This is a genomic window from Curtobacterium sp. PhB172 (assembly GCF_003752545.1).
Classification (GTDB): domain Bacteria; phylum Actinomycetota; class Actinomycetes; order Actinomycetales; family Microbacteriaceae; genus Curtobacterium.
The window spans coordinates 346,695-364,821 of sequence record NZ_RKIF01000009.1; the positions used below are offsets into that span (position 1 = coordinate 346,695).

14 protein-coding genes and 1 other RNA gene are annotated in these 18,127 nt (G+C 71.0%); 11 read left to right on the forward strand and 4 right to left on the reverse strand.

From position 1 onward, the window contains the following. The first annotated feature begins 73 nt into the window (after positions 1–73). From EDF42_RS13970 to EDF42_RS13990, 5 genes are all read left to right on the forward strand, one after another. The gene (locus EDF42_RS13970) at positions 74–1,033 is read left to right on the forward strand and encodes an AraC family transcriptional regulator (protein WP_123672790.1); all 960 of its coding nucleotides are present in this window, start codon (positions 74–76) and stop codon (positions 1,031–1,033) included. Positions 1,034–1,062: 29 nt separating this feature from the next. Continuing rightward, complete coding sequence (locus EDF42_RS13975; protein WP_123672792.1) at positions 1,063–1,647, forward strand: alpha/beta hydrolase; 585 nt, start codon at positions 1,063–1,065, stop codon at positions 1,645–1,647. Between the two features lie 118 nt (positions 1,648–1,765). Then, complete coding sequence (locus tag EDF42_RS13980; protein ID WP_123672794.1) at positions 1,766–2,824, forward strand: hypothetical protein; 1,059 nt, start codon at positions 1,766–1,768, stop codon at positions 2,822–2,824. Between the two features lie 71 nt (positions 2,825–2,895). Then, positions 2,896–3,741 (forward strand): Nif3-like dinuclear metal center hexameric protein, encoded by an 846-nt coding sequence (locus EDF42_RS13985; protein WP_123672796.1) that lies wholly within the window; start codon positions 2,896–2,898, stop codon positions 3,739–3,741. 2 nt (positions 3,742–3,743) lie between these two features. After that, positions 3,744–4,478, forward strand: coding sequence for a zinc ribbon domain-containing protein (locus EDF42_RS13990; RefSeq protein WP_123672798.1), 735 nt, complete (start codon positions 3,744–3,746; stop codon positions 4,476–4,478). Positions 4,479–4,706: 228 nt separating this feature from the next. On the opposite strand, the gene rnpB is transcribed toward EDF42_RS13990, so the two are convergent. The 3 genes from rnpB to map form a co-directional block, all read right to left on the reverse strand. Continuing rightward, positions 4,707–5,067: RNase P RNA component class A (gene rnpB, locus EDF42_RS13995), an RNA gene on the reverse strand. A gap of 245 nt (positions 5,068–5,312) precedes the next feature. Then, positions 5,313–6,062, reverse strand: a complete 750-nt coding sequence (gene ppgK, locus EDF42_RS14000; protein ID WP_111087008.1) for a polyphosphate--glucose phosphotransferase — start codon at positions 6,060–6,062, stop codon at positions 5,313–5,315. 58 nt (positions 6,063–6,120) lie between these two features. After that, positions 6,121–6,984, reverse strand: a complete 864-nt coding sequence (gene map / locus EDF42_RS14005) for a type I methionyl aminopeptidase (RefSeq protein ID WP_123672890.1) — start codon at positions 6,982–6,984, stop codon at positions 6,121–6,123. Between the two features lie 148 nt (positions 6,985–7,132). Here map and EDF42_RS14010 point away from each other — a divergent pair, with 148 nt between their 5' ends. Continuing rightward, positions 7,133–7,312 (forward strand): SPOR domain-containing protein, encoded by a 180-nt coding sequence (locus EDF42_RS14010; protein WP_123340507.1) that lies wholly within the window; start codon positions 7,133–7,135, stop codon positions 7,310–7,312. Between the two features lie 37 nt (positions 7,313–7,349). On the opposite strand, the gene EDF42_RS14015 is transcribed toward EDF42_RS14010, so the two are convergent. Next, positions 7,350–8,423: an acyltransferase gene (locus EDF42_RS14015; RefSeq protein ID WP_123672800.1), complete on the reverse strand. Its 1,074-nt coding sequence runs from the start codon at positions 8,421–8,423 to the stop codon at positions 7,350–7,352. A gap of 156 nt (positions 8,424–8,579) precedes the next feature. Between EDF42_RS14015 and glnA the strand changes: the two genes are divergently transcribed. From glnA to EDF42_RS14040, 5 genes are all read left to right on the forward strand, one after another. Then, on the forward strand, positions 8,580–9,917 hold the full coding sequence (gene glnA / locus EDF42_RS14020) for a type I glutamate--ammonia ligase (RefSeq protein ID WP_111087010.1): 1,338 nt from the start codon (positions 8,580–8,582) through the stop codon (positions 9,915–9,917). A gap of 13 nt (positions 9,918–9,930) precedes the next feature. Next, positions 9,931–12,882, forward strand: coding sequence for a bifunctional [glutamine synthetase] adenylyltransferase/[glutamine synthetase]-adenylyl-L-tyrosine phosphorylase (locus tag EDF42_RS14025; protein WP_123672802.1), 2,952 nt, complete (start codon positions 9,931–9,933; stop codon positions 12,880–12,882). Between the two features lie 503 nt (positions 12,883–13,385). Then, positions 13,386–14,987, forward strand: a complete 1,602-nt coding sequence (locus EDF42_RS14030; protein WP_123672804.1) for a glycosyltransferase family 2 protein — start codon at positions 13,386–13,388, stop codon at positions 14,985–14,987. Beyond that, positions 14,980–16,554, forward strand: coding sequence for a glycoside hydrolase family 26 protein (locus tag EDF42_RS14035; protein WP_123672806.1), 1,575 nt, complete (start codon positions 14,980–14,982; stop codon positions 16,552–16,554). Before EDF42_RS14030 ends, EDF42_RS14035 begins: the two co-directional genes overlap by 8 nt. Beyond that, the gene (locus tag EDF42_RS14040; protein ID WP_123672809.1) at positions 16,551–17,978 is read left to right on the forward strand and encodes a UDP-glucose/GDP-mannose dehydrogenase family protein; all 1,428 of its coding nucleotides are present in this window, start codon (positions 16,551–16,553) and stop codon (positions 17,976–17,978) included. The genes EDF42_RS14035 and EDF42_RS14040 overlap by 4 nt, the downstream gene beginning before the upstream one ends. Positions 17,979–18,127 lie beyond the last annotated feature (149 nt).

An 18,127-nucleotide genomic window follows, 5' to 3' on the forward strand; every position in this document is an offset into this window, starting at 1 on the left:
TCCGTGGGCCACAATCCGCAAGGAGCCGCGGGGGATTCCCGGGGTTCCTGGCTGCCGTGTCACGATTCGCGCGATGACAGCCGAACCGGATCCCAGGATCAGCTTCGAGACGTCGGGGGCCGATCTCGACGCTGCCGTGCACATGTACGAGGACGCCTACGCCAGTGTGGGCTTCACCGCGACCCGCACGGAGCGTCCGTTCGCGTACCGGTTCCGCGTCGTCGGCGACGACGTGATGTCGTTCCGATCGACCCGGTTCGACGCGCGGATGCAGGGTGAGCTGGACGTCACCGACGAGTACGTCGTCATGTGGACCACGGACGGCGGCGGGCGCGTCGACATCGGCCGGCAAGAGGTCGCGTTCACGCCCGCCAGCCCGATGATGTTCCCGACCGGCCGGCCCTTCGCCTTCGACCTGCAGGACGTCCGGCAGAGCCTGGTGCAGTTCGACCGCACCGCCCTGGAGCGCGTCGCGGCCGAGGTCCACGGTGCGCAGCCGGGTCCGCTCGTCTTCGACCACACGGCGACGCCGCGCACGGCCGAGCTCCGGGGCTGGAACGCGCAGGTCCAGCGTGCCGCGGCGGTCGTGCTCGGTCGGGCGTCGGTCAGTTCGCTCGCCCTTGCAGAGGTCGCCCGGGACACCGCCCAGTCCCTGCTCCGGACCTTCCCGCACAAGCTGCTGGCCCCGGACGTCCCCCTGCCGCAGGGCGCTACCGGCCGTGTCCGCGAGGCCGTCGAGTACATGCACGCCTTCGCGCACACGCCGATCTCGACCACCGACGTCGCCGAGCACGTCGGGCTGAGCGTCCGCGGCCTGCAGCAGGCGTTCCAGCGGCAGGTCGGCACCGCCCCGAACGCGATGCTCCGCGGGATCCGTCTCGACCGCGTGCGCGAGGAGCTCCGCCGTGCGTCGACGGGCGACCTGACCGTGGCGAGCGTGGCGATGCGGTGGGGCTTCGCACACCTCGGCCGGTTCTCGGCGGCGTACGCAGCGCGCTTCTCCGAGTACCCGCGCGACACCCTGCAGCGCTAGGTCCGTCCGGGGTTCGCTACGCTGCCCGGGTGAGCAGACCTCGACCGTGGGTGATCGTGCCCGGGATCTGGAACTCCGATGCGGAGCACTGGCAGTCCGTCTGGCAGCGGGAGCGCGGTGACGACGCCGTCCGCATCGCACCGGCGTCCTGGGGTGAGCCGGACCCGGAGGACTGGCGAGACGCCATCTCCCGCGCGGTCGCGTCGTGCGCCGAACCGCCGGTGCTCGTGGCGCACAGCCTGGGCGTGCTCGCCGTCGCCGACTGGCTCGCCGCAGACGCCGCAGACGCCGCGGGTGCCGCCGGTCCCACCGTCGCCGGCGCCTTCCTCGTCGCGCCGCCGGACCCCGCGGCACCGGGCTTCCCCGCCGCCGCCGCCGGGTTCCCCGCGCCCCGCCCGATCCCGGCCGGCACCGCAGCGGCCCGCGTTCCGACCCGCCTGGTGGTGAGCGACGACGACCCGTACTGCACCGCCGACCGTGCTCTGGTGTTCGCGGAGACGATGGGGGCCGCGGTGCTCCGGGTCGGCCCGCTCGGCCACGTCAACGTCGCCAGCGGTGTCGGCGCCTGGCCCGCAGGTCGGGAGCTCCTCGGCGCGTTCGAGCAGACGCTCTGACCCGACCCCCGGGGCGACGGGCGACACGCCGTTCACGTTCGGGGCGATATGGCAGGGATTGCTGCGACACACCGCGGATGTCCTGAGTTTCTGCGCGCGCGATATTTATCCTTCGGACATGGAGACCCAGTCCGGTGCACGCACCCCCCTCGTCGACCCGTTCGGTCGCGAGGTCGAGGAGTGGCTCCGCGACGCCCCGGCGACGCGCACGCCGTACGTGGCGGACCTCGTGGTCCCGCCCGTCACCGGCCCGGTGCAGCGCCCCGGCGCCGTGGCCGACGCCACCGCCGTCCAGACGCCGGACCCCAGCACCGCGGCTGCAGCAGTCGCCGCGCCCGAAACCGGCACTGCGCCTGACGCCGGCACCGCGCCTGCAGCCCCCGCGTTCCGCCGCGACCGCGCCCGGCACGCCGCCGTCTGCGCACCGTCGTTCCCGGAACCGCCGGAGCGCCTCGCCCTGCGCATCGAGGACCTCGCGATCGAGGTCTCGTCGTCCACCGGTCGCAGCACCATCGAGCGGATCGTGCTGCTCGAGGACGAGGTCCGTCGCCGCGACGAGGACCTCGCCCGCCTCGCCGCCTGGGAGGCCACCGTCGACGGCGCGGACGACCCCGAGGTCACCGCGGCCCGCGCTTTCGCCCAGACCGTCTTCGCGGACCTGCTCGAGGACGCCGCCGCCGAGTCGGACCGACGCGACCGTGCAGCCGCCCGCCGTGCCGCGACCGCTCCGGTCGCCGTCGTGACCGGCGTCGCTCCCGCTCCCGCTGTCGCCGTGGTCCGCCCCGCACCGACGGCAGCAGCCGCACCGGGAGCCGACGTCGTCACGGCGACCCCGGCCGTGGCGCTGGTCGCCCCGGAACGCGACGAGCCCGTGCGACCGGTGCTGGGCCTCCCGGCCGTGTCGCCGGTGTCCGCGAACACGCGACCCACGCCGCTCGTCCAGCCCGCCACCGGGCCGACGGTCATCGACCGTGCCGCGTTCGCGGCCGCCCTCACCGCCCATCAGGGCACGACCGCGAGCACTCCCGTCGTGCTGCCGGACGCGATCGCCGTGCCCGTCGTCGAGACGGCCGCCCCGGCGAGCGTCGACACCGGAACCGGCACCGACGAGCCGGCCCGGCCCGGCTGGTGGTCGCGACTCGTCGCCGGCCTGCTCCGTGCGCTCGGTCGCCGCTGACCGGGAGGCCCGGATCACCCCGCGCGGACCGGCTGCCGGTGCCGACGCGGTCGGCTCGGTAGACTGACCGGATGCCGACGCTCCGCGAACTCCAGGCCGTGATCGAAGACCTGTGGCCCGCCGCAGGAGCCGAGTCGTGGGACGCCGTCGGACTGGTCGCCGGGGATCCGGACGCCATCGTCGAGCACGTCCACCTGGCCGTCGACGCCGTCCCCGCGACCGCGCGTGAAGCGGTCGAGCTCGGTGCCGGGCTCCTGCTCACGCACCACCCGTTGCTGCTGCGCGGCGTCACGACGATCGCCGAGTCGACGTACAAGGGCAGCGTCCTCGCGACCCTGGTGCGCGGTGGCAGCGCCCTGATCGCGGCCCACACCAACGCCGACGTCGTCACCACGGGGACCTCGGCCGTGCTCGCCGACCGGATCGGCCTGACCGACCAGCGACCGCTCGACGCCGGAGCCGACCCCGCGACGGGCATCGGCCGCGTCGGGCTCCTCGCCGAGGGCACGACCCTCGGCGCCCTGGCACGGAAACTCGTCGACCTGCTGCCGCCCACCGCGACCGGGGTCCGGGTGTCCGGCGACTTCGACCAGCCCGTCCGCACCGTGGCACTGTGCGCCGGCGCGGGGGACTCGCTGCTCGGCCACCCCGCCGTCCTCGCTGCCGACGTGTACATCACGAGCGACCTCCGCCACCACCCGGCGTCCGAGTTCCGCGAACAGGCGCTGCTCGGCGGCGGTCCCGCCCTCATCGACACCTCGCACTGGGCCACCGAGTGGCTCTGGCTCGACGTCGCGGCCGCGCAACTGCGCCAGGCCGCGGGCGTCCGCGTCACCGTGAGCGACCTCCGCACCGACCCGTGGGACTTCGCGGTCCTGCCGGCGGCCGAACCCACCACCCCCACTGAAGGAGTCTGACCATGAAGGCAGCACCCGAGGACCAGGTCATCCTCCTCGACGTCCAACGACTCGACAACGACGTCACCCGCATCGCGCACCGCATCACGTCGCTGCAGAAGGGCGACCAGCTCACCGGACTCGGCACCAAGGCCGCCGGGCTGCGCAGCGAACTCGTCGCCGCGACCGGCCTGGTCGAGGACGCCGAACGCGAACTCGCTCGCCTGGAGTCCGACACCGCCACCGCGCAGGCCCGCGTCGAACGCGACACCACGATGCTGCAGAACGTGTCGAACTCGAAGGACGCGACCGGGCTGCAGAACGAGCTCGAGTCGCTGCAGCGCCGCATCGGTGGCCTCGAGACCGCCGAGCTCGAGGTCATGGAGAACCTCGACGGCCTGCGCGCCCGGGTCGGCGACATCGAGGCGCAGCTCGCCGACGTCGAGGCCGCGCGCTCCGGCCTGGTCGCCGAGCGTGACGCCGAGATCGCGCGCCTGTCGTCCGACCGTGCTTCTGCCGAGCAGGCCCGGACCGACGTCGCCGCGAAGGTGCCGGCCGAGCTGCTCGCACTCTACGACCGGCAGCGTGCCCGCTACGGCTTCGGTGCGTCGCTGCTGCAGGGTGGGGTGTCGACGGCGTCGGGCGTGGCGCTGAACAACTCGGACCTGCAGGACATCCGCCGGGCCGCGCCGGACGACGTGGTGCTGTGCCCGGACAGCGACGCGATCCTGGTGCGCACGGCCGAGTCCGGGCTGTAGGCGCTCGCACGCTGCCGACGGCAGGCGCGGAGCCAGCTGGCACCGCGCCTCCCGTCTGCGGCGCACGGTGCACGGGCGCGCGGTGCGGGGGCGCACGGTGCGGGGTCCGTCGCCTGGTGCGAGGTTGCACGCTCGGTGCGGCCTTGTGGCGCTGCACCGAGCGTGCAACCTCGCACGGGATCGCGAGCGCCGCACCGTGCGTCGGGCACGGGTCTCGTGGAAGTGGGGCGAATGGGCCGGCCGTACGCCGGGTTCTGTCCCGCCGCTTGCACGGCGGTGACGGCCATCTCTCTCGGACCGACGTTGCCGTCGGCCTCCAGCGGTCTACCCGAGGACTCGGCGAGCAGCCTCAGCGTCCTCTGTCTGACCTTGCTCCGGGCGAGGTTTACCGAGCGGATCCGGTCACCCGGACCCCTGGTGGTCTCTTACACCACCGTTTCACCCTTACCGACGTTGCCGCCGGCGGTCTGCTTTCTGTGGCACTGTCTCGCGGATTGCTCCGGGTGGGTGTTACCCACCGCCCTGCTCTGTGGAGCCCGGACGTTCCTCGGCACTCCCGGGGGAGTGACGCGACCGTCTCACCGACCCATTCGCAGGTCCGAGTCTACCGGCCCCGCGCCCGTGCCTCGGCCCGGCCCCGGCCACGGCCCCCGAGGTTCCGAAATCTCGGCATGTCGGCACGTACGAGGGGTCTCCGCGGAACCTCGGCGAACCGCAGACGGCGAGTCGTGGAACCTCGGCGCCAGCGGCCGGGCGCGTCGAATCGCACCGACGCCGCACGGTGCACGGTGCGGGCCGGTGGGAGCGGGGTCGACGGTCCGACCGACCTGCGGGTCAGGCGCTGCGGGCAGCCAGGGTCGCGGCACCGATGATGCCGGCGTTGTTGCGCAGCGTCGCCGGGATGATCTCCGCCTGCAGGTCGAGCAGCGGCAGGAACTCCTCGTACTGCTTCGACACGCCGCCGCCGACGACGAAGAGCTCGGGGGAGAGCAGGGCCTCGAGCGTCGAGTAGTAGGTCTGCAGACGCTTCGCCCAGTGCTTCCACGACAGGTCGTCGCGCTCCTTGGCTGCGAAGGACGCGCGCGACTCGGCGTCGTGCCCGTCGATCTCCAGGTGCCCGAGCTCCGAGTTCACGATGAGCACACCGTCGTTGATGAGCGCGCTGCCGATCCCGGTACCCAGGGTGGTCACGATCACCAGGCCGTCCTTGCCCTTCGCCGCACCGAACTGCTGCTCGGCGAACCCGGCGGCGTCGGCGTCGTTGACGAAGTGGATCGCGCGGCCGAGCTCCTTCTCGAAGAGCGCTTCGGCCTCGAAGCCGATCCACTTCTTCGAGACGTTCGCAGCCGACATGGTCTTGCCGTCGCGCACGATCGCGGGGAAGCACACGCCGACGGGGACGTCGGCCGCCGGTGCGAGCTCGTCGAGGATCGAGGCGACGACGGCGGTGATGTCGTGGGGCTTCCCGCCTTCCGGTGTGGCCTTCTTGATGCGGTCCGTGGTCAGTTCACCGGACGCGACGTCGACGATCGCGCCCTTGATGCCCGTACCACCGATGTCGACGCCGACTGCGAGGGAGGTCATGAGGTTGTCGTGCCTTTCGGTTGCCTGCCGGAGTGCCCGGTCAGGAAGGGGTGTCCGGTCAGGAGACGGTGAGGAGCTCCGCGCCGCGTTCGGTGACGACGAGGGTGTGCTCGAACTGCGCGGTCCACGACTTGTCGCGCGTCGAGACCGTCCAGTCGTCGGACCAGATGTCGGCCTCGATCCCGCCGAGGGTCAACATGGGCTCGATGGTGAACACCATGCCCTGCTCGATGACGTCGTCGTACTGCGGCGCGTCGTAGTGCGGGATGATCAGACCGGAGTGGAAGGCACGGCCGACTCCGTGGCCGGTGTAGTCGCGGACGACGCCGTAGCCGAAGCGCTTCGCGTACGCCTCGATGGCGCGGCCGATGACGTTCACCTGCCGGCCGGGGGCGACGGCCTTGATGCCGCGCTCGAGGGCGAGCCGGGTGCGGGTCACGAGGTCCTCGACCTCCTGCGACGCCTGCCCGACGATGAACGTGCGGTTCGTGTCGCCGTGCATGCCGTCCTTGTAGGCGGTGATGTCGATGTTGACGAGGTCGCCCTCCTGCAGGACGGTGTCGTCGGGGATGCCGTGGCAGATGACCTCGTTGAGGCTCGAGCACAGCGACTTCGGGTACCCGCGGTACCCGAGCGTCGACGGGTAGGCGCCGTGTGCGACGACGAACTCGTGGCCGATGCGGTCGAGTTCGTCGGTGGTCACGCCGGGACGGATCGCCGCCCCGACGGCGTCGATGGCATGTGAGGCGATGCGGCCGGCGGTGCGGATGCGCTCGACCTCGTCGGGGGAGTACGTGTCGCCGAGGCCGTGCTCGTGCGGTTCGACCTTGCCGACGTACTCCGGGCGCTCGATGTCCTTCGGGACGGGCCGGAGCGGGGAGATGCGGCCGGCGGTCAGGTGTCCGTGTTCGTCCCGGGGCATGCCGACCACTCTAGCCGCGGCGCGACGCGCCGAGCGCAACCGCCCCCTGCTGCGGCCGACGGAGTGAGCGCGACTGCCTGGAGGCCCGGTGCCGGTCCGCCGGGCCGGCACCGGGCCTCCAGGCAGTCACCTGGGTACGGTGGGCGACATGAGCGACGAACGCATCGAGTCCCAGTGGTGGTTCAACGACAAGACCGGCCAGGTCGAGCAGGGTCCGCAGTCCCCGCAGCGCGACCGCATCGGCCCGTTCGACACGCGCGAGGAAGCGCAGCACGCGCTCGACCGCATCGCGGCGAACAACGAGAAGTGGGACGCCGAGTCCGACTGACGAGACGACGCCGACGCAGCGCACGGCAGCGGCCGCGTCAACGGTCGGCGGTCAGCGGCCGCTGGGCTGTGGTCGTCACGGTGGTCCGGCCGGAGCGAGGGCGATCGAACAGCCAGCCGAGTCGGGTCAGCGGTGCGACCCGGGCCAGGACGACGGGCCCGGCGACCCCGACCACCGACGCGACCACCAGCACGATGCCGGGCGGCACGTCGATCACCTGCAGCACGATCCGGGCACCGGCCGCGAACACGATGTGCGCGAGGAACACCGGCAGTGTCAGCCTCCCGATGCGTTCGAGCGACGCGCCGACCACCGGGAGCGAAGCCACCAGGACCGCGATGCCGATCGTCACGACGATCCCGCAGAGCACCGCGGCCATCCCTGCGGTGCGCCCCAGCAAATCGAGCGTCGACGGGTCGAGTGGACCGCGCGCACCGCTGGACCACGCGAAGGCGAACAGACCGCCGGCGGCGAACGTGACGGCGACCCACCACGCCGGGTGCCCGCGGGCCGCGGTCGACATGCGCGGGAGCCCGACGGCCGCGCCGAGTGCGACGAAGACCACGAGTCCGAGCGAATCGATGCCGACCACGGGTGGTCGCCACCCCCACGCGGCGAGGGAGATCGCCGCGGCGACGCCGAGGCCAGCGTGCTTCGCGAGTCCCTGCCGACGTCCGAGGAGCAACACCGTGACGGCAGTCGACAGCCACAGCGCTGGCAGGAAGTAGAGCTGCGCAGCGGGCGTCCACACCATCAGGAGCGACAGGTCGACGGGCCGCGGGGCGTTCCGGATCGGGTTGGTCGCGACCTCGACCACGGTCTGCACCGCGGTCCAGATGATGTACAACCACCCCAGCAGGAGCGCGCGGTCAGCCAGGTAGCGCGGTCCGCCGTGACGGGCGAGCGCACGGGGGATGAAGAGCCCGGCGACGAAGGCGATCGCGGGCACCCGGAAGACATGGGTCACGTCGTAGGCGACACCGAGGGCGCCGTCCCGAGGGAGCGCTCCGGAGTCGAAGAGCCCCACCGCGACGTGTCCGATGACGACGCACACCACGGACAGGCCGCGGGCGATGTCGATCGCGGCGACTCGAGTCGATCGGTGCTGCATCTGTGCATTCTAATCCAACATGTCACACGACACCAGGCACTTTCCGGTCAAGGCCCGTTCCCACCAAGGCGCGTCGCACGGCCCCGCGCACGCCGCGGGACCACTAGCCTGGGACGAGGCCCGCCCGCGGCCACCCGATACACGGAAAGGTCGTGCATGGACAAGCAGACGGACTTCGTGCTCCGCACCATCGAGGAGCGCGGCATCAAGTTCATCCGACTCTGGTTCACGGACGTCATCGGGACGCTGAAGTCGGTGGCGATCGCCCCGGCCGAGGTCGAGGGTGCCTTCGCCGAGGGCATCGGGTTCGACGGCTCCGCGATCGAGGGCCTGTCCCGCTCGTACGAGGCCGACGTGCTCGCGCACCCGGACCCCTCGACGTTCCAGATCCTGCCGTGGCGCGGTGAGGTCGACCCGACCGCGCGGATGTTCTGCGACATCACGACGCCGGACGGCCAGCCCGCCGTCGCCGACCCGCGCAACGTGCTGAAGCGCACGCTGGCCCGGGCGAGCGAGCGTGGCTTCACGTTCTACACGCACCCCGAGATCGAGTTCTACCTGCTCAAGAGCCGTGAGTGGAAGGACGGCGGGCCGCAGCCCGTCGACCAGGCCGGCTACTTCGACAACGTCCCCGGCGGCAGCGCGCACGACTTCCGTCGTCGCTCCGTCCGGATGCTCGAGGACCTCGGCATCTCGGTGGAGTTCAGCCACCACGAGGCCGGCCCGGGCCAGAACGAGATCGACCTCCGCTACGCCGACGCACTGACGATGGCGGACAACATCATGACCTTCCGCACGGTCGTGAAAGAGGTCGCGATCGAGCAGGGCGTCTACGCGACGTTCATGCCGAAGCCGATCTCCGGGCAACCGGGTTCGGGCATGCACACGCACGTCTCGCTCTTCGAGGGCGACCAGAACGCGTTCTACGAGGCCGGCGGCGAGTACCAGCTGTCCCGGACCGCCAAGCACTTCATCGCCGGTGTGCTCAAGCACGCACCGGAGATCACCGCGGTCACGAACCAGTTCGTGAACTCGTACAAGCGCCTCTGGGGTGGCGACGAGGCCCCGTCCTTCGTGACCTGGGGCCACAACAACCGTTCGGCGCTCGTGCGTGTGCCGCTGTACAAGCCCAACAAGGGGCAGTCCTCGCGCATCGAGTACCGCGGCATCGACTCCGCGGCGAACCCGTACCTGGCGTACTCGCTGCTGCTCGCTGCGGGGCTCAAGGGCATCGAGGAAGAGTACGAGCTGCCGGCCGAGGCCGAGCACGACGTCTGGAGCCTGACCGACGCCGAGCGTCGTGCCCTCGGGTACAGCCAGCTGCCGTCGAGCCTCGACCACGCCCTCAGCCTGATGGAGGACTCCGAGCTCGTCGCCGAGACGCTCGGCGAGCACGTGTTCAACTTCGTGCTCCTCAACAAGCGCCAGGAGTGGAAGCGCTACCGCGACCAGGTCACGCCGTTCGAGCTCGACACCAACCTCGGCGCCCTCTGAGCGAGCGCACCACATGACCGGTCGGACGACGTCGTCGCGTTCCGAGTTGGCCCGCCTGGGCTTCGCCGAGCTGTCGGAGAGCCTGGAGCGGATCGCCGACCTGGAGGCGCGGTTCGGCTCCGTCGTGCCGCTGCCGGTCAGCGGCACCCCGGCGCTCTGGGGCATCACCGCGGATCCCGACGGCGCGCTGCGGCTGCTGGAACGGCTGCTGGAGCGTGCTCCGGACGAGCTCCGCCCCGTCCTGACGGACGAGGCCGCGACGGAGCGGCTGATCCGCCTGCTCGGCGCCTCGGTCGGTCTCGGCGAGTTCCTGCACCGTCGTCCTGCTGAACTCGCACTGCTGCTCGAGCCCGTCGTCGCACCCTGGTCGCAGGAGCGGTACACGGCGTCCCTGCTCGAGGCGATCGACGGTGCCACCGGTGAGGACGCTCGGATGCGCCTGCGGGTGCGGTACCGCCGGCACCTCGCGCAGATCGCCCTGTACGACGTGCTGCACTCGTCGCCGACCGAGGCGTTCCCGGCCGTCGCTGCCGGACTGGCCGACCTGGCCGGGGCAGCGCTCGACGCCGCGGTCGACGTCGCCCGGCGCGAGGTGCCGTTCCCGGCGGACGACGTCGCCGCGACCCCGCTCGCGGTGATCGCGATGGGCAAGGCCGGTGCACGCGAGCTCAACTACGTCAGCGACGTCGACGTCATCTTCGTCACCGAGGCCACCGACGACATCGGCACCGACCGTGCCGTCCGCATCTCGACGCGGATCGCGATCGCCGCGACCCACGCGATCACCGACCTGGCCGCCGAACCCGCTCTGTGGGAGGTCGACGCGAACCTGCGACCGGAGGGCAAGGACGGCGCCCTCGTCCGCACGCTCGACTCGCACGTCGCGTACTACGAGCGCTGGGCGAAGTCGTGGGAGTTCCAGGCACTCCTCAAGGCCCGGCCGATCGCCGGCTCGGCCGACCTCGGTGCGCGCTACGCCGAGGCCGTCGCACCGTTCGTGTGGAGCTCGTCGGCGCGCCCCGGGTTCGTCGAGTCGGTGCAGCGGATGCGCGAGCGCGTCACCGACCACATCCCCGACGGCGAGGTCGACCGGCAGCTGAAGCTCGGTCCGGGCGGCCTGCGCGACGTCGAGTTCACGGTGCAGCTCCTGCAGCTCGTGCACGGACGTGACGACGAGTCCGTGCGCGTCCGTTCCACCCTCGAAGCGATGGACGCCCTGACCGCCGCCGGGTACGTCGGACGGGCCGAGGCCGCCCACTTCGGTCCGGACTACGCGCTGCTCCGCGTCCTCGAGCACCGCATCCAGCTCCGCCGACTCCAGCGGACGCACCTGATGCCGACCGACGAAGAGGAGCTGCGCGTCCTTGCCCGGTCGAGCGGTCTGGCCACCTCGGCCGCAGCGCTCGAGACGCGGTGGCGTGCGGTGAAGCTCGAGGTCCGCGGGCTGCACGAGCGGCTGTTCTACCGTCCGCTGCTGTCCGCCGTCGCCACGACCGAGGGTGAGATCGTGCTGACCGACGACCAGGTCGTCGACCGGCTCGCGGGCGTCGGGTTCGTCGACCCGCCGGGTGCGCTGCGGCACATCCGGGCCCTCACCCAGGGCACGAGCCGACGTGCGGCGATCCAGCGGAACCTGCTGCCGGTGCTCCTGCGGTGGATGGCCGAGGGGCCGGCGCCGGACCGAGCCCTACTGGCGTTCCGACGGCTCAGCGACACCCTGGGGGAGTCCAGCTGGTTCCTCCGGATGCTCCGCGACTCGTCCGGGGCTGCGCACTCGCTGACCACCGTGCTGTCGGAGTCGGCGTTCCTGTCCGGTCTGCTCGAGCGGTTCCCGGAGGCCGTCGCCTGGCTCGACGAGCCCGAGTCGCTCCTGCGTGCCCGCCCGATGGACTCGTTGCTCGCCGAGATGACCGCGACGACGGCGCGGCACGGCAACGACGTCGACGGTGCGGCCAGCCTGCTGCGCTCGGCGCGCCGCCGCGAGACCCTCCGCCTCGGCATGGCGGCAGTGCTCGGCCACCTCGACGTGGACGCCCTGGGTGCTGCACTCAGCGACGTGACCGAGGCAACGCTCGCCGGGGCCCTCGCGCTCGCCCGACGGGAAGCCCCCGCGGACTTCGAGTTCGGGATCATCGCGATGGGCCGCTACGGCGGGCGTGAGCTCGGCTTCGGCTCCGACGCCGACGTCCTCTACGTGTACCGCGCGCCGGACCTGGCGACCGAGGTGGCCTCGCGGACGGCACAGACCATCGTGCGAGAGCTGAACCGGCTCACCGAGGACACCGTCCACCCGCTCGACCTCGACATCGACCTGCGCCCCGAGGGCAAGAACGGCCCGGTGGCGCGCACCCTCGAGTCCTACGGCGCCTACTACGCCCGGTGGTCGCTGACGTGGGAGGCGCAGGCGCTGCTCCGTGCCCGCGGGGCAGTCGGCGACGACCAGCTGCTCCGGGACTTCGAGCACCTGGCCGACCGCACGCGGTACCCGGAGCGGATCGACGAGAACGAGGTGCGCGAGGTCCGACGCATCAAGGCCCGCGTCGAGTCCGAGCGACTGCCACGCGGGGCCGATCCGGCTCGCCACCTGAAGCTCGGGCGCGGATCGCTCAGCGACGTCGAGTGGTTCGTCCAGCTCCTGCAGCTGCAGCACGCCCTCGAGTTCCCCGCGCTCCGCACGACCTCGACGCTCGAGGCGCTCGACGGTGCCGTGGCCGCCGGGTTCGTCAGTGCCGACGACGGCGAGCGGCTCGGGGCGGCCTGGCGCTTCGCCTCGCGGACGCGCAGTGCGCTGGTGCTCTGGTCGGGGAAGACGACCGACGTCCTGCCCGTCGACCGCGTCCAGCTCGAGGGCGTCGCGCGGCTGATGGAGTACGCGCCCGGCTCGGCGAGCGAGCTGGAAGAGGACTACCTCGGCGTCACCCGACGTGCACGACAGGTCTTCGAGCGCGAGTTCTACGGCGCCTGATCCAGCGGCGACACGCCCGAGGTCGCGCGCACGGCACGGAACCGAGCAGTCATCGGAGGTTAAATCTCCGTGTCGCGCAGTGTCCCCCGTTGCGACGACGGCCGTACCCCTGTTCGGACCGCGCCGGTACTGTTACCACGTCGTGACCGAACTCCCACCGGACCTCCAGGCGCTCATTTCCGGTGCCCCCCGACACGCCACGTGACCACCTGCTGACCGGGGCTTTCCGTCGGAGTCGACCCGCGCCTCCCGGCCCCTGTCCACGTGTGTACCGGCGGCCGATGTCGGGCGGGTGGTCCACAGGAGTGCTGTCAGCACGAGGGGGGACCACCGGTCCCGGTGGCGATGGGGACAAGTGTGTACCCCGTAACGCGCTCGTAACGCCCCCGGACGGGGGTCGCGTTGCGCTGGGGTTCAGGTTTCTGCGTCAATGGGGTCACCCGAACCGACCCTGATTCCCCAACGTCGCGGAATCTCCACCTCGAACGTTGAAGCAGGGATCAGTGTTCACCTTCATTCTGCAGATCAGGCAGATGGTCGAAGGCCACCCCGAGTTCTACCTGTTCGCCGTGTACTCCGCGGTGATCTGGTTGCTCTGGTTGGTCAAGGTCGTCATCTCCGCCCGCTACCGCCCGTTCACCGGCACCTTCGTCGGTACCACCAGCGTCGTCGTCCCCGTCGTGGACGAACCGCTCGACCTGTTCCGCGACGTCATCGGTCGCATGGTCGAGCAGCGACCCGGCGAGATCATCGTCGTCATCAACGGCGCCCGCAACGAGGCGCTCGAAGCCGTCTGCGACGAGTTCGCCCCGCTCGTCCGCTGGACGCACACGCCCATCCCGGGCAAGCGCAACGCCGTCAAGGTCGGCACCGAGATGTCCAACGGCGACATCACGGTGCTCGTCGACTCGGACACCGTCTGGACCCCCGGCGCGCTCGAGGAACTCCTCAAGCCGTTCGCCGACGAGTCCGTCGGCGGTGTCACGACCCGGCAGCGCATCCTCGAACCCGAGCGCAGCTGGATCACCCGCTGGGCCGACTGGCTCGAGAACTCGCGGGCGCTCTACTCGATGCCCGCGCAGAGCGTCCTCGGGCAGATCGGCTGCCTGCCCGGGCGCACGATCGCCTTCCGGCGGAACATCCTGATGCGCGTCATGGACAAGTTCATGCACGAGAAGTTCATGGGTGTGTTCCTCGAGGTCTCCGACGACCGCACGCTCACGAACCTCACGCTCAAGGAGGGGTACCGGACCGTCTACCAGTACACCTCGCTGGTCTACACGGACGCCCCGCTGCAGGTGAAGAAGCTGTTCAAGCAGCAGCTCCGCTGGGCCCGTGGCTCGCAGTACAACACGCTGCGCATGCTGCCGTGGATGCTCGGTCACGCACCGGTGCTGGCGGCGTTCTTCATCACCGACATCATCCTGCCGTTCATGCTCTTCGGCGTGATCGCCGGCTGGATCTACCGGGCCTTCACCGGGCAGGGCGAGAACCTGTACCAGGGCATCCTGTCGCAGTACGGATTCTCGACGGGCTTCGTCTACGTCGCCGCACTGATGGTCGTCTCGTCGGTGCTCAGCATGGCCATCCGGCAGATGCGTCACCTGGCCGAGAAGCCGAGTGACTTCTTCCGCCTGCCGATGTTCATCATCGTGTCGACGTTCTTCCTCATGCCGATCCGGCTCATCGGCTTCTTCCGCCTGGCGCACGCGTCCGGCTGGGGGACCCGCGCCGGTGCCTACGCCGGCGGTCCGATGCAGGAGGACCCGTCCGACGCCGCGCAGCCGTCGTCCTTCGGCACCCAGACCCCGGTCAGCCCGATCGACGCCGCGGACCGTGCTCGGGCCGTCGACGGACGCGTGCCGCTCGGCAGCGACCAGGTGGCCGTGGACCGCGCGTTCGACGAGCTCTTCGGGGCCGACGCCACCACCAACTCCACCACGACCGTGCTCGCGACCCGGCGCGAGGCCGCTGCTGCAGCAGCAGTGCAGCCCGCAGCCCCACGGACCGCCCCCGTGAAGGCCCGCCGGTACAACCCGTACGCCGCGATCCCGTACTGCATCGGCATCGCGATCTTCGTCCTGGAGGCCTTCCTCATTGTCTGACATCATCCGCTCCTCCAGTACCTGGTGGGCGCAGTCGAGCAAGCACGCCCGCTGGACGGCCGTCGGCACGACCGCCATCGTCCTCGCCCTCGCACTCATCACCTGGTCGGTCTGGGTCTCCCCGGCCGGCCCCGTCTCCACCGCCGTGCACCAGGCCCTCGGGGTCACCGCCCCGAAGGCTAAGAAGGTGTCCGCCGCCGAACTGCAGACGCAGCTCGACGCCGCCCAGGACCGCATCTGGGCGCTCGAGGGCAAGCTCGACTCCCGCACCGCCCAGGCCGGGTCGCGTGGCGACCAGATCACGGAGCTCAAGGCGCAGATCGCGTCGCTCCAGTCCCAGCTCGGTGCCGCGAAGGGCTCGGGAGGCTCGTCCTCCGTCAACGCGTCGGGTTCCGGTGCGAACGGGGCCGGCGCCTCGGGCTCCGGTACCGGGTCCGGGTCGGTCGCGTCCGACAACGGGTCGGGCTCCGGGTCGGGCAGCGGCTCCGCCGGTGGATCGGGCACCGGTTCGGGTGGCGGCAACGGTGGGGTGACCAACCCCAACCCCGGCCCCTCGACCGACCCGGGCACCACGCCCGTCGCCGTGCCGACCAAGGCCGAGATCCTCGGGCAGCAGTCGCGCTGGTACGGCCTGTACACGGCGCAGTCCCCGTTCAACTGGGCCGAGTACGACGAGGTCTCCCGGCAGGTCGGCACCGCGTCGAACATGACCGGGTTCTTCCAGGGCTTCGACCAGGCGTTCAACGCGAGTGCGATCCAGCGCTCGTGGGCCAACGGCCGCGTGCCGCTCATGACCTGGGAGACCGCTCCCGCGCAGACCGGCAACGACCAGAAGTACGTCGCCGGCTACACGAACCAGGACATCACCGACGGTGACTTCGATGCGTACCTGACGAAGTACGCCAAGGCGCTGAAGGCCAACGGGCAGCCGATGGTCATCCGTCTCGACCACGAGATGAACGGCTCTTGGTACAACTGGTCCGAAGGCGACGCCCAGCAGAACGCGAAGCAGTCGTACGTGAAGATGTGGCAGCACGTGCACGACGTCTTCCAGGCGAACGGCGCGAACGACTACGTCATCTGGAACTGGGCGCCGAGCCGCATCGACAAGCTCGGCAACGCGAAGTACCAGACGCTCGAGTACATGCAGAACTACTACCCGGGTGCCGACTACGTCGACTGGGTCGGCATGAGCGGGTACTACCGCACGGCGTCCGAGGACCCGACGTACGCGAACACCTTCGCCGCCACCGTGCAGCAGCTGCGCGAGGTCGCACCGGGCAAGAAGATCCTGCTCAGTGAGATCGGCGCCACCGAGAGCGGCACCACCGTCTCGGGCGGCCAGAAGTCGAAGTGGATCAACTCGCTCTTCGATGCCCTGGCCGACCCTGCCAACGCCGACATCATCGGGTTCTCGTACTTCAGCGAGACCGCGACCACGGTCGTGGACGGCGTCCGCTCCACCAACGACTGGCGACTCAACTCGCGAGCCGACTCCCTGCAGGCATTCGCCGAGGGCATCAAGCGCAACGACATCGACTACGACCTGCAGGAGGTCACGCCATGACCGCGTCCAAGAAGTCGCCCGACCAGGCCGACACCCGTCCCGCACCCGTCATCAGCGTCATCGGCACCGGCTACCTCGGTGCCACCCACGCGGCCGCCATGGCCGAGATGGGCTTCGAGACCATCGGCGTGGACGTCGACCCGGCGAAGCTCGCCGCGTTGTCCGCCGGCGAGGTCCCGTTCTTCGAGCCCGGCCTGCCCGAGCTCATCACGAAGCACGTCGCGAGCGGCAAGCTCCGGTTCACCGCCGACATCGCCTCGGCCGTCGCCGCAGCCGACGTCCACTTCGTGTGCGTCGGTACCCCGCAGAAGGCTGGCTCGCACGCCGCCAACCTGGCGTACGTCGAGAGCGCCACCCGCGGCGTCGCCGAGAACCTCACCCACCCGGGACTCATCGTCGGCAAGTCGACGGTCCCGGTCGGTACCGCGGCGCGACTGCGCGGCATCGTCCGCGAGTTCACGCCCTCGGGCATCGACGCCGAGCTCATCTGGAACCCGGAGTTCCTCCGCGAGGGCAAGGCCGTCGAGGACACCCTGCACCCGGACCGCCTGGTCTGGGGTGGCGCGTCCGAGGCTGCCGACGCCGTCATCCGCGAGGTCTACGCCGCGCCGATCAGCGAGGGCACCCCGGTCATCACCACCGACCTCGCCACCGCGGAGCTCGTCAAGGTGAGCGCCAACGCGTTCCTCGCCACGAAGATCTCGTTCATCAACGCGATCTCCGAGATGTGCGCGATCACCGGCGCCGACGTGTCGACGCTGGCGGATGCCCTCGGGCACGACGCCCGCATCGGCCGGAAGTTCCTGAACGCCGGCCTCGGGTTCGGCGGCGGGTGCCTGCCGAAGGACATCCGAGCGCTCATGTACCGCGCGAACGAGATCGGGGCGGGCCAGGTCGTCGGCCTCATGCAGCAGGTCGACGAGATCAACATGGGCCAGCGTCAGCGGGTCATCGACATGGCGATCGACTCGGCCGGGGGATCGGTGCTGAACCGTCGAGTGGCCGTGATCGGTGCCGCGTTCAAGCCCCTGACCGACGACGTGCGGGACTCCCCGGCGCTCAACGTGGCCGCTGCGCTCCACCTGCGCGGCGCCCAGGTCACCCTCTGGGACCCCGAGGCGATGGAGCCGGCGAAGCGCTCGTTCCCGACGCTGAGCTACGCCGCGTCGATGGCGGACGCGATCGAGGGCGCCGACGTCGTCCTGGTGCTCACCGAGTGGGACGAGATCATCACCGCCGACCCGGTCGCCCTCGGTGACCTCGTCGGTCGCCGCGTCGTGATCGATGCGCGCAACTGCCTCCCGGTCCACGACTGGGTCAAAGCGGGGTGGGCCGTCCGTTCCCTGGGGCGGCCCACGCCGGTCACGGGTGCACCCGTGAGCGTCGCAGCGGGGACGAACGACTCGTTGGCCACGGCTCGCTAGTCACCGTTCGCGAAGCGGGGTCCGTGCCGGGCGGCACGGGCCCCGTTCCCGTGTGTGCGGTGCCGGGTCGGATCGGGCGTACTGTGCCGAAACGGGCGTACCTGGTCGGAACTTTCGACCAGGTACGCCCGATCCGGCTTCCCAGTCCG